18 protein-coding genes are annotated in these 24,713 nt (G+C 64.0%); 8 read left to right on the top strand and 10 right to left on the bottom strand.

Annotation, left to right across the window (positions count from 1 at the left end; genetic code table 11):
* The first annotated feature begins 60 nt into the window (after positions 1-60).
* The 3 genes from BRPE64_RS18850 (at position 61) to pdxR (ending at position 3,297) form a co-directional block, all read left to right on the top strand.
* Positions 61-1,515 (top strand): aminotransferase-like domain-containing protein, encoded by a 1,455-nt coding sequence (locus BRPE64_RS18850; RefSeq protein WP_016355111.1) that lies wholly within the window; start codon positions 61-63, stop codon positions 1,513-1,515.
* Positions 1,512-1,772: a winged helix-turn-helix domain-containing protein gene (locus BRPE64_RS18845; protein ID WP_016355110.1), complete on the top strand. Its 261-nt coding sequence runs from the start codon at positions 1,512-1,514 to the stop codon at positions 1,770-1,772. Before BRPE64_RS18850 ends, BRPE64_RS18845 begins: the two co-directional genes overlap by 4 nt.
* A 73-nt stretch (positions 1,773-1,845) precedes the next feature.
* On the top strand, positions 1,846-3,297 hold the full coding sequence (gene pdxR, locus BRPE64_RS18840; RefSeq protein WP_016355109.1) for a MocR-like pyridoxine biosynthesis transcription factor PdxR: 1,452 nt from the start codon (positions 1,846-1,848) through the stop codon (positions 3,295-3,297).
* Positions 3,298-3,307: 10 nt separating this feature from the next.
* On the opposite strand, the gene BRPE64_RS18835 is transcribed toward pdxR, so the two are convergent.
* The 3 genes from BRPE64_RS18835 to BRPE64_RS18825 form a co-directional block, all read right to left on the bottom strand.
* Entirely contained in the window at positions 3,308-4,447 is a 1,140-nt protein-coding gene (locus BRPE64_RS18835; protein WP_016355108.1) for a TAXI family TRAP transporter solute-binding subunit, read from the bottom strand.
* 187 nt (positions 4,448-4,634) lie between these two features.
* Entirely contained in the window at positions 4,635-6,638 is a 2,004-nt protein-coding gene (locus BRPE64_RS18830) for a hypothetical protein (RefSeq protein WP_044042476.1), read from the bottom strand.
* Positions 6,639-7,307: 669 nt separating this feature from the next.
* The gene (locus tag BRPE64_RS18825; RefSeq protein WP_016355105.1) at positions 7,308-8,891 is read right to left on the bottom strand and encodes an aldehyde dehydrogenase (NADP(+)); all 1,584 of its coding nucleotides are present in this window, start codon (positions 8,889-8,891) and stop codon (positions 7,308-7,310) included.
* 150 nt (positions 8,892-9,041) lie between these two features.
* Here BRPE64_RS18825 and BRPE64_RS18820 point away from each other — a divergent pair, with 150 nt between their 5' ends.
* A complete protein-coding gene (locus BRPE64_RS18820; protein WP_016355104.1) occupies positions 9,042-9,977 on the top strand; it encodes a LysR family transcriptional regulator in 936 nt (311 codons plus the stop codon).
* 3 nt (positions 9,978-9,980) lie between these two features.
* Here BRPE64_RS18820 and tam read toward each other — a convergent pair whose 3' ends face one another.
* On the bottom strand, positions 9,981-10,760 hold the full coding sequence (gene tam / locus BRPE64_RS18815; RefSeq protein WP_016355103.1) for a trans-aconitate 2-methyltransferase: 780 nt from the start codon (positions 10,758-10,760) through the stop codon (positions 9,981-9,983).
* Between the two features lie 113 nt (positions 10,761-10,873).
* Between tam and BRPE64_RS18810 the strand changes: the two genes are divergently transcribed.
* Entirely contained in the window at positions 10,874-11,791 is a 918-nt protein-coding gene (locus tag BRPE64_RS18810; RefSeq protein ID WP_016355102.1) for a LysR family transcriptional regulator, read from the top strand.
* A 225-nt stretch (positions 11,792-12,016) separates the two neighbouring features.
* Positions 12,017-13,249 (top strand): sensor histidine kinase, encoded by a 1,233-nt coding sequence (locus tag BRPE64_RS18805; RefSeq protein ID WP_016355101.1) that lies wholly within the window; start codon positions 12,017-12,019, stop codon positions 13,247-13,249.
* 63 nt (positions 13,250-13,312) lie between these two features.
* Here the strand turns inward: BRPE64_RS18805 and ahpF are convergent, their stop codons facing one another.
* A complete protein-coding gene (ahpF, locus tag BRPE64_RS18800; RefSeq protein WP_016355100.1) occupies positions 13,313-14,899 on the bottom strand; it encodes an alkyl hydroperoxide reductase subunit F in 1,587 nt (528 codons plus the stop codon).
* A 145-nt stretch (positions 14,900-15,044) separates the two neighbouring features.
* Entirely contained in the window at positions 15,045-15,608 is a 564-nt protein-coding gene (ahpC, locus tag BRPE64_RS18795; protein WP_016355099.1) for an alkyl hydroperoxide reductase subunit C, read from the bottom strand.
* 238 nt (positions 15,609-15,846) lie between these two features.
* On the opposite strand from ahpC, the gene BRPE64_RS18790 reads away from it, so the two are divergent.
* Together BRPE64_RS18790 and ribA are read left to right on the top strand one after the other, a co-directional pair.
* Positions 15,847-16,542, top strand: coding sequence for an NADPH-dependent F420 reductase (locus tag BRPE64_RS18790; RefSeq protein ID WP_144063442.1), 696 nt, complete (start codon positions 15,847-15,849; stop codon positions 16,540-16,542).
* Between the two features lie 177 nt (positions 16,543-16,719).
* Entirely contained in the window at positions 16,720-17,388 is a 669-nt protein-coding gene (gene ribA / locus BRPE64_RS18785; protein ID WP_016355097.1) for a GTP cyclohydrolase II, read from the top strand.
* Positions 17,389-17,414: 26 nt separating this feature from the next.
* On the opposite strand, the gene BRPE64_RS18780 is transcribed toward ribA, so the two are convergent.
* The 4 genes from BRPE64_RS18780 to BRPE64_RS18765 form a co-directional block, all read right to left on the bottom strand.
* Complete coding sequence (locus BRPE64_RS18780) at positions 17,415-18,146, bottom strand: 2OG-Fe(II) oxygenase (protein ID WP_016355096.1); 732 nt, start codon at positions 18,144-18,146, stop codon at positions 17,415-17,417.
* A gap of 87 nt (positions 18,147-18,233) precedes the next feature.
* A complete protein-coding gene (locus BRPE64_RS18775) occupies positions 18,234-18,728 on the bottom strand; it encodes a hemerythrin domain-containing protein (RefSeq protein ID WP_044042474.1) in 495 nt (164 codons plus the stop codon).
* 116 nt (positions 18,729-18,844) lie between these two features.
* Entirely contained in the window at positions 18,845-21,175 is a 2,331-nt protein-coding gene (locus BRPE64_RS18770) for an ATP-dependent DNA helicase (protein ID WP_016355094.1), read from the bottom strand.
* 123 nt (positions 21,176-21,298) lie between these two features.
* The gene (locus tag BRPE64_RS18765) at positions 21,299-24,703 is read right to left on the bottom strand and encodes a DEAD/DEAH box helicase family protein (RefSeq protein ID WP_044042473.1); all 3,405 of its coding nucleotides are present in this window, start codon (positions 24,701-24,703) and stop codon (positions 21,299-21,301) included.
* Positions 24,704-24,713: the final 10 nt, after the last annotated feature.

Here is a 24,713-nt window from a genome sequence, read left to right as displayed (position 1 = left end):
TACAGTTGCGACGTTTTGCCCTAGACTGCGATCCACATCCGGCACAAAGGAAAGCGCGCGTTGAAGCTCTACGAAAAGTTCGCCGATGAAATCGAGGAAGCCGTGCGCCGTGGGGTATTCGCGCCGGGCGAGCGCGTCGCGTCCGTGCGGCAGGCGAGCCAGCGATACGGCGTGAGCATCAAAACGGTGCTGCACGCGTATGCGGTGCTGGAAAGCCGCGGCATTCTGGAAACGCGTCCGCAGTCCGGCTACTTCGTGCGCGCACAGCCGCGCGCGGGCGTCGTACAGGCCGAGCCGAAGCGCGCGCGGCGGGCCATCGCGGTGGCGTCGGAAGTCGATGTGAGCGGGCTCGTGCTCTCGACCTTGCGCAGCATCCGCGCGCACGACGCCGTGCCGTTCGGCTCGCCGTATCCCGATCCCGAACTGTTCCCGTGGCGGCGCATCAACCAGTATGCGAACGCCATCGCGCGGCGGCGTGCAAGCTGGAATCTCATCGACGATCTGCCGCCGGGCAATCCCGAACTAATCCGCCAGATCGCGCGGCGTTATGCGGAGAACGGCGTGGCGGTGGATCCGGAGGAGATCGTGATCACCGTCGGCGCGACCGAGGCGATCAACCTGAGCCTGCAGGCGGTCGCGAAACCGGGCGACACGGTGGCCGTCGAATCGCCGACGTATTACGCGATGCTCCACGCGATCGAGCGTCTCGGCATGCGCGCGATCGAAGTGCCGACGCATCCCGTCGACGGCATCGACATCGACGCCTTGGCGCAGGTCATCGCGAGCAGGACGATCGCCGCGTGCATGGTGATGCCGAACTTCCAGAATCCGCTCGGCTTTCAGATGCCGGACGAACGCAAGCGGCAACTTGTCGAATTGCTCGGCGCGCACGACATTCCGGTAATCGAGAACGATGTCTATCACGAGTTGTATTACGGCGACGCGCGCCCGTCGACGCTCAAGAACTTCGACACCAAAGGGCTCGTGCTGCATTGCGCGTCGTTCTCGAAGAGTCTGACGGCGTCGTACCGCATCGGCTGGGCGATGCCGGGGCGCTATCGGGCGCAGGTCGAGAAGCTCAAGTTCCTCAACACGCTGACGACGCCGTCCGTGCCGCAGATCGCCATCGCCGATTATCTGCGGCAGGACGGCTACGACCGGCATTTGCGGCGCGTGCGCAAGCTGTACCGGCAGCAGGCGCGCATCATGAGCGCGATGGTCGAGCGCTTCTTTCCGGCGGGCACGCGCATTTCGGCGCCGCAGGGCGGCTACGTGCTGTGGGTGGAACTGCCGCCGGGCGTCGATTCGATGCGGCTGTATCGTGCCGCGCTCGAATGCGGCATTACCATCGGGCCGGGCTACATGTTCTCGACGCGCAACGTCTTCAGCCATTACATTCGCCTCAACTACAGTTATCCGTGGACGCCCGCGAGCGAGGCGGCGGTGCAGCGGCTCGGCGAACTCGCCGCCGAGATCGGCGCGCGGGCGCAGAAAGAGAAAGGAGAACGCACATGAGCGATGACATCGATCCGGCGCTCGTCGCCGTGCTGGCGCAACTCTGGCGGGCGCGCGGCGAGACGCCGGGGCGCGCGTGGTCGCTGGCGAAGCTCGCCAAGCAGGCCGACTTGCCGATGAGCACGCTGCGACGGCAGTTGACCGGGCTTGAGGACGCGGGGCTCGTCGAAGTGCAAATCAGCGAGGAAGGGACGGGAAGCGCGTGGCTCACCGAGCAGGGCGTGACGCTGTGCGAGGCGGTGTTCGGATCGGCGTGAACTGGTTGCCCGTGATCGGTCAAAGCGGTCATGTTAAGGTAACCACTCGACGCCTTCGATCGAGCCTGACGCCTTGGATATCCACATCACCCTGCACGGCCGCCGCGATTTGAACGGCCAGATTTACGCTCAACTGCGCGCCGGTATCATCGAAGGACGGCTCGCCGCTCACGCGCGTTTGCCGTCCACGCGCGATCTCGCCGCGCAGCTCGGCGTGTCGCGCAAGACCACGCTCGATGTCTTCGAGCGGCTCATCGCGGAAGGCTTCCTGCGCACCCGCGCCGGCGACGGCACTTTCGTCGCGGACGGGCTCGCGCGGCTGCCGTCCGCGCGGCCCGAACCGGCATCGGCCAACGCCCGTGCAACCGGCATCTGGCGCAAGATGCCCGAGCGCCTGACCATGCCGATGCCGCCGCGCCATGAAACGCTCGACTGCGATTTCAAAGGCGGCGTGACCGACAAGACGATCTTTCCCTACGATGCGTGGCGCCGCTGCCTCAATCACGCGCTGCGCACGCAGGCGCGCGCGGACGGCGGCATGGCGGGCTATCGCGATCCGGGCGGCGAACAGGAACTGCGGCTCGGCATCGCGCGTTATCTCGCGTACAGCCGGGCCGTCGTGTGCAACTGGCAGGACGTGCTCGTGACGCAGGGCGCGCAGCAGGCGCTCGATCTGCTTGCGCGCGTCGTGATTCAGCCAGGCGATGTCGTCGCGGTCGAGGAGCCGGGCTATCCGCCCGCGCGGGCGCTGTTCGCGGCGCTCGGCGCGCGCATCGCACTGGTGCCGGTCGATGGCGAGGGCATCGTCGTGAAGAAGTTGCCGCGCAACACGCGGCTCGTCTACGTGACGCCTTCGCATCAGTTTCCGCTCGGCATGCCGATGAGCCTCGACCGGCGCGTCGAATTGCTCGAATGGGCGGGCAAGCGCGGCGCGGTGATTGTCGAGGACGACTACGACGGCGAGTTCCGCTTCGAAGGACGGCCGGTGGAGTCGCTCAAGAGCCTCGATCGCGCGGGACTCGTCGCGTATGTCGGCACGTTCTCGAAGACGCTCTTTCCCGATTTGCGGCTGGGTTACGTGGTGCCGCCCGCGACGCTGTCGGAGCCGCTCTGGACGGCCAAACAGGTCTGCGACTGGCACAGCTGCATGCTCACGCAGACGGCGCTCGGCGCCTTCATGCTCGACGGCGAATACGCGAAGCATCTCAGGCGCATGCACAAGACCTATGCCGAGCGCCGCGCGGCGTTGCTGGCGCGCCTGACCGGCGATCTCGCGCCGTGGTTCGAACCGATGCCCGCGACGGCCGGCATCCACCTGGTCGCGCGGCTCGATGCGTCGCTGCGTGAGGAAGAGGTCGTGGCGGCGGCGCGCACGGTGTCGGTCGGCATCTACGGCATTCGCGGCTTTCATGCGGGGCCGCCCGCGCATCAGGGCGTGTTGCTCGGCTATGGCGGCACGAGCATCGACGCCATCGAACGCGGCATGACGCGGCTCGCCGCGCTCATGCCGACGCTCATCCGCTAGACGCGGCGCATTACTGATCGCACAGCAACAGCAGTTTTTCCTGCGCCGTGCAGCTCGCCTTCTTCACCTTCTGCGCGGCCGCTTCCTGCTGACGCGCCGACACTTGCCGCGTCGGATTCTGCGATTGCTCCGCGGCCGCCGTGCGTTGCGCGATGCATGCGCGCAAGTGCTTTTCCATCGGCGGATAGTATTTCCAGCCGCGCGTGAGCGGCGGCAGTTCGAGGTGCACCTGCTTCCACTTCGGATGCCCGTTGGCCTGCAAGGTGTCGAAGTTTGCGCAGAGCGAATCGGCGAACTTCGACAGCGCGCCGACCGTGCCGCGCAGTCCGTAGTCGTAGGTCACGAGGAAGGCTTTCACGGTGAGCGTCGGCGTGTCTTCCTGAATCCAGTTCGGATAGCTCGACGTGCGGATCGTCGCCGGGAAGTAGGTCTGCTTGGCGCGCGCGGTTTCCTGCGCGCTGGCGTCGAGACGCAGCAGCTTGATCTGCTTGAGCAACTCCGGATTCATGTCCTGAAACAGCTTGGCCGGCTGCCCCGCAACGATCACCGCGACATCGATCTTCCCGACGATCAGCCGCGCGAGCGAATCTTCGTTGTTGAGATGCTGCTCGTTCGTCTCGGCGATCGGCTCGCCGAACATCAGCCGGTACAGCGTTTCCGCCGATTGCGCCGTGCCGCTGCCGATCGGCCCGACGCTGATGTTCTTGCCCTTGATCTCGTGGATGTACTTCATCGGCGAATCCGCGCGCGTGACGAAATAAATCTCCTCGTCGTAGAGCGGCATGATGAGGCGCAGCGGCTTGATGATCTTGCCGGCGTCCGCGTTGCCCGAGGTCGCCATGTCCATGTACGCCTGATACACGTCCGACTGCACCAGCGCGAACTTCACGCCGGGTTCGTAGCGCATGCGCTGCACGTTTTCGGCCGACCCTTTCGACGGCAGCACTTCCAGCTCGATGCCCGCCGGCTCGGCCACGTACTTCGACAGATCCTGACCGATCTGGATATACGTGCCGCGCTCCTGGCCCGTGGTGATCTTGTAGGGAAGCGCATCGGCGGCGAAGGCCGATTGCGCGCCGACGAGCCCGGCGACGGCCATGAGTGCCAGCGCGCCCCGTGCGGCATTGCGCATGTGTTTCGTGATGAACATGATTGACCCTTAGTCGGAGTTGGACGGGTGCTGTGAAACTCGCGCGATGCGTACGCGGCCGTACGCGTCGCGCGCAATCCGGTCATGCCCGGTCACTCACATGCGGCTCGACGCGGTCTCGCGTGACGTGTGTGTTTGCCGTGCGTCGTTGTTGTCTCTGTATCGTTTTTCTGATGGCGCCTGCGTCTTATTGCGACGGCTTCGGCGCTGATTCGCTGCCGCTCCAGCCGTATTGCTTGATGGCGCGTTCGAGTTCTTCTGTCTTGTCGGAGTCGAGATGCGCTCCCGCCGGCATGCTGCCGAATTGCGCCGACGGCGACGCTCCCGTGCCCGCCGATGAAGGCGCGGCGCGTGTCGATACGTTCGCTTGCGTCGCGGGCGGGCTGATCGTCGTCGCGACGCGGGGCGTGGCGGTTGTCTGCGTCGCGACCGGCTGCGCGCTGGCGGCGGGCGGACGCGGCACGGCGGCCTGCGGATTCGCGATGATCGGCGGCTGCGCGGCACCCTGATTTGTCGATTGCGTCGATTGCGTCGATTGCGGCGGACGCGGCACAGTCGAGCGCGCGGCAGGCGCCGCAGTTTGCGGCGGGTCTTCGCCGAGGTAATACGGCGCGCGCTGGCCGTTGGTCCGGGCGGCGGGCGCGGCAGGTTGCGCGGGCTCGTCGCCGATATATTGCGGCGCGCGCAGATTCGCCGGGCGCGTGGTGGCCGTCGCGGCCGGCTGCGTTTCTTCCTCGCCGATGTAGTGCGGTTGCGGCGTGCGCGTCGCGGTGGCTTGCGCGGGCGTGGTCTTGGCCGATGGCTGCGTCTGCGCTTGCGATGACGACGGCGACGCAGACGGCGCGGCGCGTGGCGTCGTCGTTGTTGTCGCGGCGGCGGTGGGCGCGGCCGGTGGCACGACCGTCGTCGCGGTGATTGCGTTGGTCGCGGCCTGTGCGCGTGCGATCTTCTCCGCACGCGCTTCGCTGGCGGCTTCGGCGCGCGCTTCCTCGGCGGCCTGACGCGCGGCGGCACTGCGCGACGTGCGCTTCTCGGTGAGCGGTTTCTGCGCGACTGCGCTCTGCTTCGCGGGCGGCGTCGCCGTGGCAACGTTTGCCTGCGCGGGAGCGGCGGGCGCCGGGGCGACGGTGTTGGAAGGCGCAGGGGCGGCCGTGGCTGCCGTCGCGGGCGCGGTCGACGGAACCTTCTTCGCCAGCGCCGCCGATGCCGTCGGTGCGAGCCAGCCCGCGTGCGAGATCACGCGTTCGAGCATCGCCTGCGATTCGACGTTGCTGCCGTCGAGCGCGAGCGCTTCACCGGCGTTCTGCTGCACACACGCCCAAGCGGACGTCCGCTCGCAGGCGCGCGCGAGCTGCAGCGCGGCGTCGCGCTGTAGTTCACGCTTGACGAGTTCGTCCTTCAGCGGTTCGTATTCCGCGCGCGTCTGCTGCTGGGCGGGAAGCGCCTTGAGCCGCGCGCGGGCGGCGCCGAGATCGTGCTGATCCAGCGCGACGCGCACGCCGCGCAAGACATCGCCGGGCGCGAGCGTGCGCGTATCGGCCTGGCTGCGCCGGTCGGTGACGGGCGCGGCGGGTGCAGCCGACGTCGAGGGCGCCTCGACCGCGCCGCGCGCGAGCGGGCCCGTTTTCGCATCGATTGCGCCCGAGACGCTGTGATCGTCGGACGACATGCTCTCGCTGTCGGAGTCGCCGAGTTGCAGATAGAACGCGGCGCCGGCGATCAACGCCAGCCCGCATGCGCTCGCGACGATAGTCTTCTTGCGGTTCCAGCCCTCGGAGCCGGGCAGGGCGTCCGGGTCGTGGCTGGAATCGGCATAGGCGTTGCGCGCGTGCGCCTCGGCCCGCCGCGCGCGATATTCCGCCGCTTTTTCCGCAATGCGTTCGCTCGCGCGCTTGGCGTCCCAGCCGGCCCAGCTCGGACGCAGCGAGGGTTCGGAGCGCTCGCCTGTTTCCATCGAAGCATTGGAAGCCGATGCCGATGCCGATGCCGATGCCGATGCCGATGCCGATGCCGCCTGCTCGAACATGCTGTTGCGCGGCGCCGCTTCTTCGGCGTCGCGTTTCGCGCCGAGCGCGGCATTGCGGTCGGCGCCGCAGTTGGGGCAGCTGTCGGCGTTTTTGCGCATCGTGCTGCCGCACCGCTGGCAGACGACGGAAAACATGGATGCGGGAAACGTCAAACGCGTGGTCATGCTGGAGCCCTCGAAGGACATGTGCGTGAGGTTGCCAAATCGCGTGGCGCGAACGCGCGGTGGCTGATCGCGCTACGACACCGGGACCTGCGTCCCGCGGCAGCAATCCTTCGTATTGTTTCGCTGCGTGCAACGCACGCTGGCGGGAAACGACAGTCCAAAATATGGTTCAACCGTTTTCGGACGTCAATTGCCTTTCGCACCTATCAAGGGTCGCCAAATTCAAGCGACTAATCCATTGCATTGCTTCGCCCTGCCTCGTGGCGCGCTCGGAACGCGGACGTCCGGCGCATGGCCCTGATATGGATGTGAAAGCGTCGGATCGGTGCGCGGTACAACCGGATCAGGCGTTGTGCGAAACGCCTCGCTCTCGCTCACTATGTTTCCGCCATTTTGAGACGGCGGCGGCGGTTGTGAACCGCCAATCCTTAGCCGTTTGCAGACAAGGGCACGCCGCTGGCGGATAACCCACTGATGCCAAAGCGATTAGCGCATGTTGCGCGGATGCGGCAGCGGTGTAAACACGGATAGGCCATATCGGCCGTGATACGCGGGAATTTGCTCAGGTATCCGAATCATCGTCCGGAGAGCACATTTTTCCGGCCTGCAAAAACGACACGGGCCGCGACGCGAGATGCGCGTCGCGGCCCGTGTGGCCAGGCTAGGACGTTACTTCGCCAGTTGCAGCGTGCCGTCGATACGACGGTTCAGGCCGAGCGGATTGTCGGTCTTGAGCGCGTCGGGCAGGAGCGCGTCAGGCAGATCCTGATAGCTCACCGGACGCAGGAAGCGGTTGATCGCCAGGCTGCCGACCGAAGTCGAGCGGCCGTCCGCCGTCGACGGATACGGGCCGCCGTGCACCATCGCGTGTCCGACTTCGACGCCCGTGCCGAAACCGTTCACCAGAATCCGGCCGGTGCGGCGTTCGAGCGCGGGCAGGAAGTTGCGCGCGTCGGCGTAATCGGCTTCGTCGATATGCAGCGCCGACGTCAGCTGGCCTTCGAGCGATTCGATCAGATCGCGCATGGACGCGAGATCCGGGCAGCGCACGACCAGCGACGACGCGCCGAAGATTTCTTCCTGCAGCTCATGGCTCTTGCGGAACGCGTCGGCGGTGGTGACGAACAGCGCCGACTGGCCCTGGTTCTCGCCCTTGGCCTCGACGCCGCGCGCGGCGGTCGCCACGTCGGCGTGTTCGGCTGCGCGCGTCACGGCGCCCTGATACGTCTTGCAGATGCCCGGCGTGAGCATCGTCTGCGCGGCCGTTTCCTTGAGCGCCGCCGCTGCTGCCGCGATGAACGCGTCGAGTTCGGGACCGTCGACGGCAAGCAGCAAGCCCGGATTCGTACAGAACTGGCCCGCGCCGAGCACGAGCGACTGCACGAACGCCTTCGCGATGCCTTCGCCGCGGTTCTTCAATGCATTCGGGAACAGCACGACCGGGTTGATGCTGCTCATTTCCGCGTAGACCGGAATCGGTTCGGCGCGGGCCGCGGCGAGCTTCATCAGCGCCGTGCCGCCGCCGCGCGAACCGGTGAAGCCGGCCGCCTTGATGCGGTTGTCCTTGACGAGTCCCTGGCCCACGTCGCGGCCGCTGTCAAACAGCAGCGAGAACGTGCCTTCGGGCATGCCGCAATCCTTCACCGCCTTCTGCACCGCGCGGCCGACGAGTTCCGCCGTGCCCGGATGCGCCGAGTGCGCCTTGACGATCACCGGGCAGCCCGCTGCGAGCGCGGACGCCGTGTCGCCGCCCGCCACCGAGAACGCCAGCGGGAAGTTGCTCGCGCCGAACACGGCGACCGGACCGACGCCGACATGGCGCAGACGCAGATCGACGCGCGGCAGCGGCTTGCGCTCGGGCTGCGCCGGATCGATGCGCACGCCGAGGAAGTCGCCGTTGCGGACCACGTCCGCGAACATGCGCAGCTGGCCGACCGTGCGGCCGCGCTCGCCTTCGAGTCGCGGGCGGGGCAGGCCGCTTTCGATCATGCAACGCTCGATCAGGTCGTCGCCGATATCGAGGATATTTTGCGCGATGGCTTCGAGGAACTTCGCGCGCGCTTCAGGCGCCGTTTCGCGATAGACGTCGAAGGCGGCCCACGCGAGTGCGCACGCGCGGTCGAGATCGGCGAGCGTCGCGCCGCCGAACGCCGGTTCGATGGCCGCGCCGGTCGATGCGTTGACGGCCTTGATTGCGCCGTTCGAACCGAAGACCGATTCCTGACCGATGAGCAGATTGCCTGTGAGTTGCATGGTGTCTCGTCCTTACTGGAAATGATTCGTGGCGGTCAGTTGTACGATGACTTCGCCTTGCGCCCGACTATACGGTGTAGCGAGTGCCACTGTATAGTGAATCCTTTCCATCGCTTGATCGCTTTTTGGAATCACCCCGGGTTTTGCCGCATGAAGAATACGCTCGATGTCCTGATGTCGCGGCTGCGCATGAAGCAGTTGCAACTGCTGATCGCGCTCGACGATCACAAATCGTTACACAAGGCTTCCAGCGCAATGGCGATGACGCAATCCGCCGCGAGCAAGGCGCTCGCCGAACTGGAATCGATGCTGGAGGCGCCGCTGTTCGAGCGCGCGAAAACCGGGCTGATCCCGAATCCGTTCGGCCGCTGCGTGGTGCGCTACGCGCGCGTGCTCGCGGCCGATCTGAGCGCGTTATGTCAGGAGGTTGCGCAGATTCGCGCGGGCACGGGCGGGCGGCTCACGGTGGGCACGATCATGGGCGCGGTGCCGGACATCGTCGCGCCGATGATCAACGAGATGCACGCGCGGCACCCGGATCTCGCCATCGAAATTGTCGAGGACACGAGCGCGCGCATGCTGCCGATGCTCGACGACGGCCGCGTCGATCTCGTCGTCGGCCGGTCGAGCGTGTCGGATCAGCCGTCGAAATATCACTATCAGCCGTTGACGGACGAGCCGCTGTGCATCGTCGTCGGACACGATCACGAGCGCACGGGCGCGCGCGAAGTCGGTTTCGCGGATCTCGCCCATTACCGCTGGGTCACGTATCCGAGCTATCTGCCGATGAGCGCGCTGCTCGAACGCGAACTCGATCTGGCCGGCCTGCCGATGCCCTCCAACCCGATTTCCACGGCATCGCCGCTCATGACGGTGACGCTCTTGCAGCAAAGCGCGGAACTCGTGTCGATTCTGCCGGCGAGCGTCGCGAAGGTGTTCGAGCGTCACGGCATGCTGCGCATCCTGCCGGTGCGCATGAAGTCGAAGTCGCAGACCTTCGGCATCGTCACGCGCAAGGGCGGCGAGCTTTCGCCGGCGGCGCGCCAGTTCGCGCAGATGCTGCGCGAACAGAGCCGCCCGCATTGAGCTTTAGCGCGTCGCGACGATGAACAGGCGCGGGAAGGGCAGCAGCACCGTACCGTCGGCGAGCACGGTGTACGCCGTCGTAAGCCCGGCGCGGTAGCGGTCGAGAAAGGCGCTCGCCTCGCTCTCGTCGAGTTTCGCGAGGAAGGGCCGCAGGGCGCTGCCCTTGAACCATTCGATGATCGCATCGACGCCGCCGTCCAGCGGATGATGGTACGTCGTGCGCCATACGTCGACGCGCGCGCACTGCGGCTTGAGCTGCTCGTAGTACCACTCCGCACGATAGCGCGCGGTGCGCTCGACGCCCTTCAGCTTGTCGCGCCACGGACCGTCGGCGGCGGCCTCGCGCATCAGGCGGTGCGCGGGCTCGTCGAGGTTGTCGGGCATTTGCACGGCGAGGCGGCCGCCCGGCGCGAGCTTCGCGACGAGCGCCGGAAACAGCGTCTCGTGATCGGGCACCCACTGCAGCGCCGCGTTCGCGAGAATCAGGTCATAGGGGCCGGGCGCGTTCCACGCGGAAATGTCGGCGAGCGCGAAATCGACGTGCGGCAGGCGTTTCTTCGCGGCGTCGATCATGTCGCGCGAATTGTCGACGCCCGTTACGCGCGCATCCGGCGCGTAGTCGAGAAGCGTTTCGGTCGAGTTGCCGGGACCGCATCCGAGATCGATCGCCGTGCGCGCGGTCGCGGCCTGCGCCGCGTTCAGCAGATCACGGACCGGGCGCGTGCGCTCTTCTTCGAACAGTGTGTATTGCCGTGCTTGCCAGTCGGCCGATTGTGTCGTCATGTCGGGCTTCCTTCGATGTTTCGTGAGTCTTCGTGATTGGGACAGCGGCGATTCTGAGCCGCCGCGCCAACGGCGTAAAATGAATTTATGCTGCCAATTATTAGATTTTATTGATGAAAATCGACACGCTGGGCGTGCAGGCCTTCGTCGCCATCGCCGATCAGGGAAGCTTCAAGGGCGCGGCCGAGCGCCTGCACATCACGCAGACGGCGATCACTCAGCGCCTCCAGAAGCTCGAAGACTTTCTCGGCGTGCCGCTCATCGAGCGCACCACGCGCTCCATGAATCTCACCGAGACGGGCCGCACTTTTCTGCCGCAGGCGCGGCGTCTGCTCGCCGAATTGTCGGCGGCGCTGGTCGAGATTCGCGAGACCGGCATGGCGCAACGCGGCGACGTGTCGATCGCCTGTGTGCCGACGGTCGGCGTGCAATATCTGCCGCGCGTCCTGCAAGCGTATTCCGCGCGCTATCCGCACAACCGCATCCGCATTCTCGATCACGCGTCGTCGGCGGTCGCGCACGCGGTGCTGCATCGGGAAGTGGAGTTCGGCATCAAGATCGCGGGCGAGCATCATCCGGAATTGCAGACGGCGCCACTCGTCGAGGATAGCTACGTGCTCGTCTGCCATCGCGATCATCCGCTCGCGCGACGCAGGCGCATTGCGTGGCGCGCGCTGTCGGACTACCCGCTGATCCTGGCGGGCGACGTGAGCGGCAACCGCTCGCTGATCGACGCCGCGCTGGAAGGCAGCGGCATCGAGCTGCATTCGTTCTATGAGGTGCAGCGCAGTTCGACGGCGCTCGGGCTTGTCGCGCAGGGCGTCGGCGCGGCGGTCGTGCCGGGGCTTGCGATCCAGAAGGACGCGTATCCGTCGGTGCGCGCAATCGAGTTGATCGAGCCTGCAATCACGCGTGCACTCGTGCTCGTGACGCGCAGGACGGCATCGCTTTCGCCCGCGGCTCAGGCGCTCTACGACATGCTGCTCGGGCAAGCCGCGAGCGAGCGCGCCGCGCAACCGCGCGGGCGCTGAGCGCACACGGCGACATCTGAAGCGAATACTGAATCAAGCGCGCGGCGCGTCCGGCTAAGTATCTGAAAGCCCAAGAGAAAACTCGGGTTTTAGTTTTACGCGCGAGCATCGGCCTATACTGGCGGAGCATTCGTGGGCGGCTCCGAAACGTCACGAGGAAATGCTTTCGACTGCATATCATGTTCACCATGCGCGCCGTCCGGCGCCTGAAGCGGGGATTCGCAGATGAGCGACACGTCAGTCGGCGGCTCGAACGGTCTTGCGGCCGCGCTGCGCGAGCAGCAGCAGGCACTGACCGAGCAATGGATGAAACTCGTGTTCGGCGACCAGGAAGTCGAGCATTCGGATCAGCTCACTTACCGTCAGCTTGCGGACCATCTGCCGGGCATTTTCGAGGAAATCTGCGTCGTGCTGGAATCGCACAATATGCGCGATCAGGAAGGCGCGATCGAACGCAATGCGCGGCAGCACGGGCAGTGGCGCTGGAAGCAGGGTTATCGCATTGACGAACTGGTGCGCGAACTCGACCTGTTTCGTCAGGTGCTGCTTATGGCCATCGGCGACTACGCAGGCGCACACCCCGATTTCACGCGCGCGGACGAAGAACACGCGCGGCTCATGACGGATGAAGTGGTGAGCTTCGTCACGCTTGCGTCGATCCGCGAGGCGGTCGGCGAGCGCGACCGCAAGATCGACGAATACACCGGCATGCTCGAGCGCGCGAATTACGAGCTCACGCTGAGGCAAAAACTCATCAGCGATCTGTACGAAACGCGCATGCAGATCACGCGGCGCGTCGCGCACGACCTGCGTAACTTCCTGAACGTGTTCTCGACGGCGCTGCAGCTCGCCTCGCGTTCGCCCGCCAAGCGCGACACGGCGCTCGGCCTGGCCAACCGGCAGGTCGCCGACATGGCCACGCTCGTCGACGAAATCGTCGAATACTCGAAAGTGCTCGGCGACGATTCGGTGCTCACCGTCGAGGCGTTCGATCTCGTCGGCCTCTTCGACGAACTCATGCAGTCGTGCCGGCTGGCCACCGAGGCAAAAGGGCTGAAACTCGTCGGCCAGCTCGATCCGTCGCTCGGCTCCGTGGCGTCGAACCGGCTGAAGGTGAAGCAGGTCGCGCTGAATCTGCTGTCGAACGCGATCAAGTACACGTCGTCGGGAGAAATTCTGTTGTCGATCACAGCCGTTGAAGGCGAGCGCTGGAAGCTGCTCGTGGCCGACACGGGCACTGGTATCGGCGTGGCGGATCAGGAGCGCGTGTTCGAGGAATTCGAACGCGCGGCCGACGACGATATCCCCGGCGCGGGACTCGGGCTCGCGATCGTCAAGGAACTGTCGCGCGCGCTCGAAGGCGACCTGCGCTTCGAGTCGGCGAAAGGGCGCGGCAGCGTGTTCGAGATCACTTTTCCGATGGTGCTCGTGCCGAAAGACAGCGCCCCGCCGCGCTGAAAACGAAAAAGGCGAACGGGTCGCCCCGTTCGCCTCCGGTCACCATGACGCCGCGCTAGTCGCTCACGCCGTCACTTCTTCTTCGACCACTGCTTCATCTTCCACCGACGCACGGATCAGGTGGTCGAACGCGGAGAGCGACGCCTTCGCGCCTTCGCCGACCGCGATCACGATCTGCTTGTACGGCACGGTCGTCACGTCGCCCGCGGCGAATACGCCGGGCAACGAGGTCGCGCCCTTCGCATCGACGACGATCTCGCCGTGCTTCGACAACTCCACCGTGCCCTTGAGCCATTCGGTGTTCGGCACGAGGCCGATCTGCACGAACACGCCTTCCAGTGCCACGCGATGGCTCGCGCCCGTCGCGCGGTCCGTGTAGGTGAGGCCGTCGACCTTCTTGCCGTCGCCGGAAATTTCGGTGGTCTGCGCGTTCGTGACGATCGTCACGTTCGGCATGCTCTTCAGCTTCTTCTGCAGCACTGCGTCGGCGCGCAACTCGGTGCCGAATTCGATCAGCGTGACCGCCGAGACGATGCCGGCGAGATCGATGGCGGCTTCCACGCCCGAATTGCCGCCGCCGATGACCGCGACGCGCTTGCCCTTGAACAGCGGGCCGTCGCAGTGCGGGCAATACGCAACGCCGCGGCCGCGATACTCACGCTCGCCCGGCACGTTGATTTCGCGCCAGCGCGCGCCGGTCGAGAGAATCACGGTCTTCGCCTTCAGCACCGCGCCGTTCGCGAGATGAATCTCGTTTACGCGTCCCGGCACGAGCTTGTCGGCGCGCTGCACGTCCATTACGTCGACTTCATAGCTCTTGACGTGCTGCTCCAGCGCGGTCGCGAACTTCGGTCCTTCGGTTTCCTGCACGGAGACGAAGTTTTCGATCGCCATCGTGTCGAGCACCTGGCCGCCGAAGCGTTCCGCGACGACGCCGGTCGCAATGCCCTTGCGCGCCGCGTAGATCGCCGCTGCCGCGCCCGCCGGTCCGCCGCCGACGATCAGCACGTCGAACACCGGCTTGTTTTCCAGTTCCTTCGCGGCGCGCTCGGCCGAACCCGAATCGAGCTTCGCCAGAATTTCTTTCACGCCGCTGCGGCCCGAGCCGAATGCTGCGCCGTTGAGGAACATCGTCGGCACGGCCATCACTTCGCGCGCTTCGACTTCCGCCTGAAACAGCGCGCCGTCGATCGCAACGTGTTTGATGCGCGGATTGATGATCGCCATCACGTTGAGCGCCTGCACGACTTCCGGGCAGTTCTGGCACGACAGCGAGAAATACGTCTCGAAGGCGTAGTCGCCGTCGAGATTACGGATTTGTTCGATGGTGGCGTCGTCGAGCTTGATCGGATGGCCGCCGGTCTGCAGCAGCGCCAGCACGAGCGACGTGAATTCGTGGCCCATCGGAATGCCGGCGAAATGGATGCCCGCGGGCTTGCCCGGCTCGCCGATGGTGAACGACGGACGGCGCGCGGCAGCGTCCTCTTTCTCGACGACGCTGATCCGCGTGGACAGCGAGGCGATTTCGTCGAGCAGGCTTTTCAGCTCGCGCGACTTGTCGCCGTCGTCGAGGAAGGCGACGAGTTCGATCGGCCGGGTGACCTTTTCCAGATAGGCTTTTAACTGATTCTTGAGGTTGGCGTCGAGCATGGCGATGTCCGTTCCGTGACTTGGGTATTGCAAACGCGCTTCGCCGCGACGCTGCGAAATTCGCAGCGCCGGACGAACGCGTTTTCAGGGGGTGAGCCGGCCGCAGACGCGCGGCGGGCTCCAGACGACTCGTGAGAACCGAGTCTTAGATCTTGCCGATCAGGTCGAGCGACGGGGTCAGCGTTTCAGCGCCCGGCGTCCACTTGGCGGGGCACACTTGACCCGGGTTCTTGGCGATGTATTGCGCTGCCTGAACCTTGCGGAGCAGTTCGCCCGCGTCACGGCCGATGCCGTTGTCGTGGATTTCGCACAGCTTGATCTGGCCTTCCGGATTGATCACGAACGTGCCGCGCAGCGCCAGGCCTTCTTCCTCGATCAGCACGTCGAACGCGCGCGAGATAGCCAGCGTCGGATCGGCGATCATCGGGTACTTGATCTTGCTGATGGTGTCCGACGTGTCGTGCCATGCCTTGTGCGTGAAGTGCGTGTCGGTCGACACCGAGTAGATTTCCACGCCAAGCTTCTTGAATTCTTCGTAGCGGTCAGCCAGGTCGCCCAATTCGGTCGGGCACACGAACGTGAAGTCGGCCGGATAGAACACGAACACCGACCACTTGCCCTTCAGGCTCTCATCGGTGACGGTCTGGAACTCGCCATTGTGGTAGGCGGTTGCTTTGAACGGCTGGACTTGACTGTTGATGATGGGCATTACCAGATTCCTCTTTGGAGTGGTGTTGAAGAAGTAAGTGAACTATACAGGAAAACTATCGTAGACGCGAAGTGGATTGATTTTATTGTTAAGATAGGCCGAGACTATTGGCTCGATATTTTTCGCGTTCGCGCCCGATTTTGCGGCCATTTTCCGGATAGGCATCGCGCTTGCGCGCCGTGTTCTCCGGGTTCATTTAAACATTTGAATGTTTTCAGTGGCATTTCAAGGAGGCAATATGAAAATCGGAATAATCGGAGCCGGCAATATTGGGTCGGTGCTGGCCTTGCGGTTTGGCGAAAACGGCCATGAAGTGCGCATCGCCAATTCGCGTGGGCCGGCGTCGCTGGCCGAGGTCGCACAATCGACCGGCGCTACGGCCGTGGAAGCGGCGGAGGCGGTGGAAGGCGCGGATGTCGTCGTCGTGACGATTCCGGAGGCCAAGGTGCCCAATCTGGCGAAAGACCTGTTCGCGGACGTGCCGGCCAGTGTGGTGGTCATCGACACCGGCAACTACTATCCGCGGCAGCGCGACGGGCGCATCGACGGCATCGAGGCGGGCGCGACCGAAAGCCGCTGGGTCGAGCAGCAGATCGGCCGGCCGGTGATCAAGGCGTTCAACAACATCTACGCCGAGCATTTGCGCAATTTCGGCAAGCCTGCGGGCACGCCGGGACGTATCGCGCTGCCGGTCGCGGGCGACGATGCGAAGGCGAAAGCGGTCGTGATGAAGCTCGTCGATGAAATCGGCTTCGATCCCGTCGATGCAGGCGCTATCGACGATTCCTGGCGTCAGCAACCGGCGACGCCCGTCTACACCGCCGATCTCGACGCCGCCGGCGTGCGCGCGGCGCTGCAGAAGGCCGATCCGGCGCGCAAACCCGAATGGCGCGCGACCGACCGCAGCCCGGGCAACTTCGAGCAACCGGCCTGAGACGCGCACGAAGCTTGAATTAAGCGGAACACCTATACGGGAAAGCGCAGGAAGCGGCGTGCGCCGTGCGACAATCTGCAAACTTTCCCGATGGGCTTTAACATGGCGGGCCGGGCTGGCGCGATCGGGCGTGATCGATTGCCGCGCCATCCGCCGTCGTGGACTCGCTGATTGACTATGAAAACCGCTTCTCCCTCGCAGGACGTGCAGCCCCCGCAACACCGCTTCGGCGAATGCGACGAGTGCGCCGACGTCGAACTCGTGGCGACCGCCACCATTCCGACCCGCTACGGCACCTTCGGGTCCTACGTGTATCGCGTGAAGCATACGGCGGTCGAACACATTGCCTTCGTGATGGGCGACGTCAGCAACGGCGAATCGGTGCTGACGCGTCTGCACTCCGAATGCGTGACCGGCGACGTCTTCGGTTCCTATCGTTGCGACTGCGGCGAGCAGCTCGATCTGGCGCTGCGCTACATCGCCGCCGAAGACCGCGGCATCCTCCTGTATCTGCGCGGACATGAAGGGCGCGGCATCGGGCTCGCGAACAAGATTCGCGCGTACGCGCTGCAAGAGCAGGGGCTCGATACCGTCGATGCGAACCTGCATCTCGGCCTTCCCGACGACGCCCGCGAATACGACTCCGCCGCCGCCATTCTGCGCGCGATGAACGTGAAGTCCGTGCGCCTGATGAGCAACAATCCGTCGAAGTTCGACACGCTGCTCAAGCACGACATTCCGGTATGCGAGCGCGTCGCGCTGGCCATTCCGATGCGCGAGGAAAACGAGCGCTATATCAAGACCAAACAGGCGCGCTTCGGTCACTATTTCGAAGAGAACGAATAAGCGTCGCCGTGTTGGACACGACGCGACTACTGCGCGTCGTGAAAGATCACCCCGAGCATATGGCGCCGTCCCGAACGCAGACGGCTCACGCCATGCCGCATATTCACGCGATACGGCCCGCGCGTGCCCTGCACCGGCCGATGATGCACCGCGAAGAACACTGCATCGCCTTGCGCCAGCGGCACGGCTTCCACGCGCGACTGCATCCGCGGACGCTGTTCCGTCATCACGAACTCGCCGCCCGTGAAATCCCGGCCGGGCGCTGAAAGCAAAATTGCCATCTGGATTGGGAAGACGTGTTCGCCGTACAGGTCCTGATGCAGGCAGTTAAAGTCGCCGGGCACGTAGCGCAGCATCAGCGGCGTCGGGCGCGTCTGTCCCGCGCGATGACATCGCTCGATAAACGCCGCATGCTCGCGCGGATAACGCGTCTCGATGCCCGTCACGTCGTTCCAGCGATTGGCGATCGGCGCGAGATGCGGGTACGCGGCGCGCCGCACATCGGCGATCGGATCGGGCAGCGGATACGCGAAGTATTTGTACTCGCCGCGACCAAAACCGTGCCGCTCCATCACGACGCGGCTGCGAAAAATCCCGTCGCGATCGTAAAGGGCGGCAAGCGCCTCGCATTCGTCGCGCAATAGAAGCGCGGGCGCGGTGGCGCTGCCGTAGCTGTCGAGTTGCGCTTCGATATCGGGCCAGTCGAGCGCGTCGATGCGCTCGTCGAGCGAAACGGCGGCCTGTGCAAGTACTGTCATCGTATTTTTCTCCGGAAGTGCCTATTTTGATGGCAGTGTGCGCCGCTCGCACTCCGGCTCTTGCTGCGTAATTCGCTCGACGCCGTATCAGTGCGCCATCGCCACTTCGGTGATGCGCTTCTGCAATGCCTGCTTGCGCGCTTCGATCTTGCGGCCGAGCGTCATCAGATCGATGCTGGTCTTGCGCACTTCGGGAAACAGCGTCGTTTCCTCTTCCTCGACGTGATGCGTCACAGTTTCCTTGAGCACTTTGAAGGTCGCGTCGAAGCCCGTGTCGCCGGCCTTCAGATCGGCGAATTTTTCGATTAGCGTCTTGACCAGAAAATGCTCGACATAGGCTTCGTCGACGTCGATCACTTTCGTATTGCCGAGCGCGGCATGAGCGGCCGGATAGAGCATTTCCTCCTCGACGATCGCGTGAATCGAAAGCAGTTCGCACGCGCGCTGCACGAGCGTGGTCTTGCGTTCGATATCGTCGTGCGGCGCACGTTCGAACGCGTCGAAAAGCTGCTCGACGGCGCGGTGATCGGCTTCGAGCATATCGAGCGCATCGGGTTGTCGCGGGGATTGAGCGATAGACATGTGGGTTCTCCAATAAGGGCTCTGCGGCCCGTTAGGGACAATCTTCCCGTGAGGGTGCCGAAGATGAGCAAGACGAGTGCCCGCGATTGCTCAGTTAACGGCAGCCGCCCGCACGTCTAAACGATGGTGTTCCCCGAGTCCGAGTCGCGCAGTCGCTGCACCTTGACCTGCCACCACGCGGGCAACAGGCGGCGCACGTCGGCGCGCGTGAAGCGGTCGTCGATCAGATAGAGCACGCCGCGGTCGCCCGGTCCGCGAATCACGCGCCCGGCCGCCTGCACGACCTTCTGCAAGCCGGGGAACAGATACGCATATGCGTAGCCCTCGCCGAACGCGTCGTGCATGCGCGCTTTCATCTGCTGATTGACGGGGTTCAGTTGCGGCAGGCCGAGCGTGGCGACGAACGCGCCGATCAGCCGCGTGCCGGGCAGATCGATCGCTTCGCCGAACGCGCCGCCCAGCACCGCAAAGCCGACGCCGCGTCCGTCCGGTGCGAAGCGCGCGAGGAATTCGCGTTGCGCCGGCTCGCTCATCGCGCGCGATTGCTGCCAGCACGGAATCGACGGATGGCGCGCCGCGAGCGCCGCCGCGACCTGCGCGAGATACTCGAAGCTGCTAAAAAAGCTCAGATAGTTACCCTCGTCGCGATGAAACTGCGCGGCGATCAGATCGGCGATGCGTTCCACCGAACGTTCGCGGTCGCGATACCGCGTGGAGATGTCGGCGATGGCGCGCACATCGAGTTGCTCGGCGTTGAAGGGCGATTCGACATCGATGCGCACGCTCGACGCCGGCAGCCCAAGCGTATCGGCGTAAAAGTGCGCGGGCGTGAGCGTCGCGGAAAAGAGCGCGACGCTGTGGGCGCGCGCGAAACGCGGCGCGAGATGCGGCGCCGGAATCACGTTGCGCAGGCACAGCGTGGCTTTACGCTGCTTTGCGCCCGCACTCGCGCCCGCACCGATGCGGCCGAGCGTGATGTCGAAGATCGAATGCGGGCCGAAGCGCTCCGCGATGCGCGTGAAATGCACGGCGTCGAAATAGAAACGCAGGATGTCGGGCGTGAAAAGCTCGGGCTGCTCGCCGAGCATGTCCGTCATCTGCGAGACGGCCTGGCCGAGCGTGGTCAGGAGAGACGCAGGCGGCTCTGCGTGGGCCGCGTATTCGATGCCCGCCGCGTCCTGCTCGCGCGTCGTCTCGCGCAGGCTTCGCGCGATGCGGCCGAGGATCTTTTTCAAGAGCGGCGGCGCGGCGCGGCGCATGGCGTCGAAGGTGGATTGATCGAGCGTCGCGGAATACATGCCGCGCGCGCGTTCGACGAGGTTATGCGCTTCGTCGACGAGCACGGCCACGCGCCAGCGATTCGTCTCCGCGAGCGCGAAGAGCATGGCGCTGGTATCGAAGTAATAGTTGTAGTCGCCGACGATCACATCGGCCCAGCGCGACACTTCCTGGCTCAGATAATACGGACAGACTTCATGCGCCCGCGCGACTTCGGCGATCGACACGCGGTCGAGCTGCGCGCGTTGCAGCGCGGCGGCGCGGGCATCGGACAGACGATCGTAGAAGCCGCGCGCGAGCGGACACGACTCGCCATGACAGGCGCGATCGGGATACTCGCAGGCCTTGTCGCGCGCGACCAGTTCGACAACGCGCAGCGGCTTCACGGCGAGCGTCGTCAGCGCGTCGAGCGCGAGTTGCCGTCCTGCGCTTTTTGCCGTGAGAAAGAAGATTTTGTCGAGCTGCTGGCCGGGCCATGCCTTGAGCAGCGGAAACAGCGTGCCGACCGTCTTGCCGATGCCCGTCGGCGCTTGTGCGGCGAGACATCGTCCCGACAGCGCGGAGCGATACACCGCTTCGGCCAATGCGCGCTGTCCGGGGCGGAAATCCGCGTGAGGAAACGCGAGTGCCGTGAGGGCGGTATCGCGCGCCGCGCCGTGCTGCAATTCCTGACGCGCCCACGCGATGAAACGCTCGCACTGGGCCTCGAAATGCGCGGCGAGCGCGCTCGCTGTGTGCGTTTCGACGAGCACGGTTTCGGTTTGATCGACGATATCGAAATACACGAGCGCGATGTCGATTTCCGCGATGCCGAGTTTGCGGCACATCAGATGCCCGTACACACGCGCCTGAGCCCAGTGCAGATGCCGATGGTTCTGCGGCATCGATTCGAGCTTGCCGCGATGCGTTTTGATTTCTTCGAGACGGTTGAGCGCGGGATCGTAGCCGTCGGCGCGGCCGCGCACGCACAGCGAACCGTATTCCTCGGACAGCGTGATTTCCTTCTGGTAACCCGCCGGCCGCCGCCCGGTGACGGTCACATGGCCCGCGACACCTTCCTGCGCACTCGGCGATGGCGTGAAGCGCAGATCGAGGTCGCCGAGCTTCGCCGTGAACTCGCATAGCGCACGCACGGCGACGGTGTAGGCGGGCGCGGGTACTGTATGCATGTACAGGAGTCTAGCATGGGGGGATGAGACAGATTCGACGTCATACCCACCCACCGCAGTGCCTTCAATGGCGTTCCGCTTTGGGCCACGCACCGCGCGGTTAGATCACCGCAACGAAGCCTTCTACGCGGCCGCCCTCGCACGAATCAAATCGAGCACGGTCACTAAATGGTGTACCTGATCCGCGAGAAAAATCGTTTCGGGCCCGGAAGGGCACATATCGACGAAGGGAGTCTCATACAGACGCGATGCATCCATAACGCCGTTCTGGATCAGTTCTTCCACGATAAGATTGATGAACTCGATCTGGTCCGGCGTAGCAGTCGTGCCGCTGACAAACTCGCCGAACGCTTGCATGGCGGCTTCCCGTTCCAATCCGACGAGCGATCGGATGAATATGCCGAGCCCCTCGCTCTGCTCGGCCGCGGCTCGGATAAGCTCGGGAGACCCGCCCGCTTCAACTAACATTCGCTCGAACTCTTCGAGGTCGGTGACGGTCAGCGGTTGATTTCGACGCAGCCGCTGCAAGGCCAGATGATTTTCGTGTGTCCTCAGAAATGCCCGCGCCTTTTCCTTGAACTTCGCCATGTTGAGTCCCGCCGTAACCTGCGGCAGCGTAACTTCCGCCATTTCGCCGAGCTCGTCCTCGAAATCCGTATAGACGATTTTTCTCTTGACCTTCGGAATGAGCTTGATGAGCGCTCGCAGCCGACGACGCACCGTTTCGAGCATCGGCACGGTGACGTCTTCCCACCATTCGTCGCTTGCAACGGCGCTGATGAGCGCGATCTGTGCCTTGATCGCAGGAATGGCGATTTGCTCTTCGAGTTCGCTCGCGATTCGTTGGATTTTCTCACGTAGTCCGGCGAACCCTGTTCCTGCTTGCAGAATGGCGAGCTGAGCGCGCAAAACCATCAAGTCGAAGCGCTTGGCCTCTACGTCACTGTCGATCAGCGTGGTGGGCAAGTCAGCGACGCGCTCCGACAATTCGTGAAAGTCTTCGGGCGAAAGCGACGTCCACGCGTCGGCGTTGCTGAACTTGTCGACGAATTGACGCTGAGGCCGTACGACGAAGTTATCGACGTTCATCGCCGCAACCTGCGCATGCAGTAACTCGGCTGTCTCCGTGCGCAGTTGACTTTCCGAAAGATGACCGCCATAAGATTGCGGTTCGGGTTGATTCATCTCGTCGTCCGAACGCTGATCGAGCGCATCGATCATGTCCAGTCGCGCCTTGAAGAGTCTTGTGCCAAGCGGCTCGACGGTTGAGCCTTCCGCGAAATCCTGACTCCCGCTGAAGAACTCCAGGTTCTGACAGAAATCGAAGATGAAAAAGCGCCTCTTGTCTTTGCCCGGACCGAATAAGTCCGGGCGCAAGCGCGTACCGCGTCCGACCATCTGCCAGAATTTCGTCTTCGAGCGCACCGCCTTGAAGAAGACGAGATTCACGATCTCCGGTACATCGATGCCGGTATCGAGCATATCGACAGACACCGCGATATGCGGCATCTTTTCGGGCTTCGAGAAGTCGTCGATGATCGATTGAGCGTACATGGTCTTGTACGTCACCATTCGCGCAAAGTGTCCCTTGTACTGCGGGTAGTTGACGTCGAACCGTTTGGCGATGAACTCGGCGTGATCGTTGTTCTTGGCGAAGATGATGGTCTTGCCGAGCAAATCGCCGCCCGCAACCTTTTGCCCCCTGGTCATCAGTACTTCGAGCGCTTTGTCGACCGTATCGATGTTGAAGAGCCATTTGTTCATGGCCTCGCTATCGACTTCAGTCGGCATCGTGCCGTCTTCGTTCCATTCGACCGCGTCCCATTGCTCTTTCTCTTCCTCGGAGAGATCGTCGTAACGAATGCCTTCGCGCTGAAACTTGAGCGGAACGGAAATCGGCTCGGGCGGTACGAGATGCGAATTCGCCACTGCTTCGTCGAGACCGTAAGCGTCGGTGGGCACGCCCTTTTCGAGGTCGAACAGGCTATAGGTGTCCTTGTCGACTTCGTCCTTGGGCGTGGCGGTCAGGCCGACGAGCATCGAGTCGAAATACTTGAAGATGGCGCGATATTTCCGGTACACCGAGCGATGCGCCTCGTCGATGACGACAAGATCGAAATGCCCGACGCCAAAGCGCCGCATGCCGTTGTGGGTTTCGTCGATGAGTCCCATCATCGTCGGGTATGTCGACACGAACACGCGGCCCTCGGCGTGCTTGTCCGTGACGAGATTGACCGGCGACGCATCCGGCAAATGCGTCTTGAACGCGCCCACAGCCTGATTGACGAGCGCGACGCGATCCGCGAGAAACAGAATGCGTTTGGCCCAGTTGCAGCGCATCAGGACATCGGCGAGCGCGATGACCGTGCGCGTTTTGCCCGTGCCTGTCGCCATCACGAGCAACGCTTTGCGCTGGTTCTCGATTTCGAAGGTTTCGCCGATGCGACGGATCGCGCGGATCTGGTAGAAGCGCTCGACGATCTTCGTATCGATTTCCGCGTTGGCCAGCGACTTGCGGCTCGTGCGGCGCTGGATGACGAGTTCGAGTTCAGCCTTTTTGTAGAAGCCTTGCAACGCGCGGCGCGGATAGGACTGGTCATCCCAGATCCAGTTTTCGTAGCCGTTCGAGAGGAAGATGACCGGGCGCTGTCCGTGTTTCTTCTCTAAACAATCTGCATAGAGCTTGGCTTGCTGCTCGCCTTCCAGCGGGCTCCTGGTCGTGCGCTTGGCTTCGATCAAGGCTAACGGCTTGCCGTCGTCGGCCCACAGCACGTAGTCGACGTAGCCGATGCCCTCGATGTTGGGCATGCCGGTGACTTCGACCTCGTGATCCCTTGCCGGGTCGAGCGTCCAGCCGGCTTCCTTCAGCATCAGATCGATGAAAGCGCGACGCGTTTCGGCTTCCGAGTAGTCATGCGTGTCCGGCTGCGCACTGTTGGCCTTCTTCGCGGCTGCGACCTGCTCGCGCAGTGTCTGAAGTTCTTCGTCGAGGGCGATTTTATCGGCGAGCAGATCGGAGAGGCGTTTGTCCTTCGCGTGAAGTTCGTCGTTGAGGCGCTGAATTTGTTCGAGCGTCTTCACGGGCGACGCTGCGGTAACGGCCTTCGGAATCCGGTCGAGCGAGAATGTGAGGCCCGGCTCGGGGCGATTCGTGCGGCCATAGGTGCGGGCGAGCCAATAGCAGAGATGGAACAACTCACGCAGCGAGTTTTTTGCGTCGGGGTCGGCGATTTTCTTCACGCCGTGTACCGCGAGATTACCGAGGTCCTTGATGAAGCGCGCTTTAGTGAAAAGCGCTTCGCCGACGTTTTGACGGAAGGTCGGTTCGTGGATCAGTGCGCTGAGGTTGTCTTGATACGGGAGCTTGAACGCTTTGTCGTGTGTGTAAAGCCATGCGACCGCGATTTCCAGCGCGCGACGGGTGTAGAAACAGGATGCGCGCGGGTCGGTATTTGCGAATGACTCCGCCTTGCTCGCCGCGTCGAAGAGCATGGACCATTCGGGGGGGAGGAAGGCGAAGTTGGACATTTTTTTATCC

Origin of the sequence: Caballeronia insecticola, from assembly GCF_000402035.1 — a bacterium.
In the GTDB taxonomy this organism is placed as follows: domain Bacteria; phylum Pseudomonadota; class Gammaproteobacteria; order Burkholderiales; family Burkholderiaceae; genus Caballeronia; species Caballeronia insecticola.
This window is presented reverse-complemented; position numbering and strand designations above follow the sequence as displayed.

What these genes read in the sequence shown, in the direction of transcription:
- BRPE64_RS18845 (WP_016355110.1), top strand. Translation starts at nt 1,512, where the DNA reads ATGAGCGATGACATCGATCCGGCGCTCGTCGCCGTGCTGGCGCAACTC.
- BRPE64_RS18835 (WP_016355108.1), bottom strand. Translation starts at nt 4,447, where the DNA reads ATGTTCATCACGAAACACATGCGCAATGCCGCACGGGGCGCGCTGGCA.
- BRPE64_RS18830 (WP_044042476.1), bottom strand. Translation starts at nt 6,638, where the DNA reads ATGACCACGCGTTTGACGTTTCCCGCATCCATGTTTTCCGTCGTCTGC.
- BRPE64_RS18825 (WP_016355105.1), bottom strand. Translation starts at nt 8,891, where the DNA reads ATGCAACTCACAGGCAATCTGCTCATCGGTCAGGAATCGGTCTTCGGT.
- BRPE64_RS18820 (WP_016355104.1), top strand. Translation starts at nt 9,042, where the DNA reads ATGAAGAATACGCTCGATGTCCTGATGTCGCGGCTGCGCATGAAGCAG.
- tam (WP_016355103.1), bottom strand. Translation starts at nt 10,760, where the DNA reads ATGACGACACAATCGGCCGACTGGCAAGCACGGCAATACACACTGTTC.
- BRPE64_RS18810 (WP_016355102.1), top strand. Translation starts at nt 10,874, where the DNA reads ATGAAAATCGACACGCTGGGCGTGCAGGCCTTCGTCGCCATCGCCGAT.
- BRPE64_RS18805 (WP_016355101.1), top strand. Translation starts at nt 12,017, where the DNA reads ATGAGCGACACGTCAGTCGGCGGCTCGAACGGTCTTGCGGCCGCGCTG.
- ahpF (WP_016355100.1), bottom strand. Translation starts at nt 14,899, where the DNA reads ATGCTCGACGCCAACCTCAAGAATCAGTTAAAAGCCTATCTGGAAAAG.
- ahpC (WP_016355099.1), bottom strand. Translation starts at nt 15,608, where the DNA reads ATGCCCATCATCAACAGTCAAGTCCAGCCGTTCAAAGCAACCGCCTAC.
- BRPE64_RS18790 (WP_144063442.1), top strand. Translation starts at nt 15,847, where the DNA reads ATGAAAATCGGAATAATCGGAGCCGGCAATATTGGGTCGGTGCTGGCC.
- ribA (WP_016355097.1), top strand. Translation starts at nt 16,720, where the DNA reads ATGAAAACCGCTTCTCCCTCGCAGGACGTGCAGCCCCCGCAACACCGC.
- BRPE64_RS18780 (WP_016355096.1), bottom strand. Translation starts at nt 18,146, where the DNA reads ATGACAGTACTTGCACAGGCCGCCGTTTCGCTCGACGAGCGCATCGAC.
- BRPE64_RS18775 (WP_044042474.1), bottom strand. Translation starts at nt 18,728, where the DNA reads ATGTCTATCGCTCAATCCCCGCGACAACCCGATGCGCTCGATATGCTC.
- BRPE64_RS18770 (WP_016355094.1), bottom strand. Translation starts at nt 21,175, where the DNA reads ATGCATACAGTACCCGCGCCCGCCTACACCGTCGCCGTGCGTGCGCTA.
- BRPE64_RS18765 (WP_044042473.1), bottom strand. Translation starts at nt 24,703, where the DNA reads ATGTCCAACTTCGCCTTCCTCCCCCCCGAATGGTCCATGCTCTTCGAC.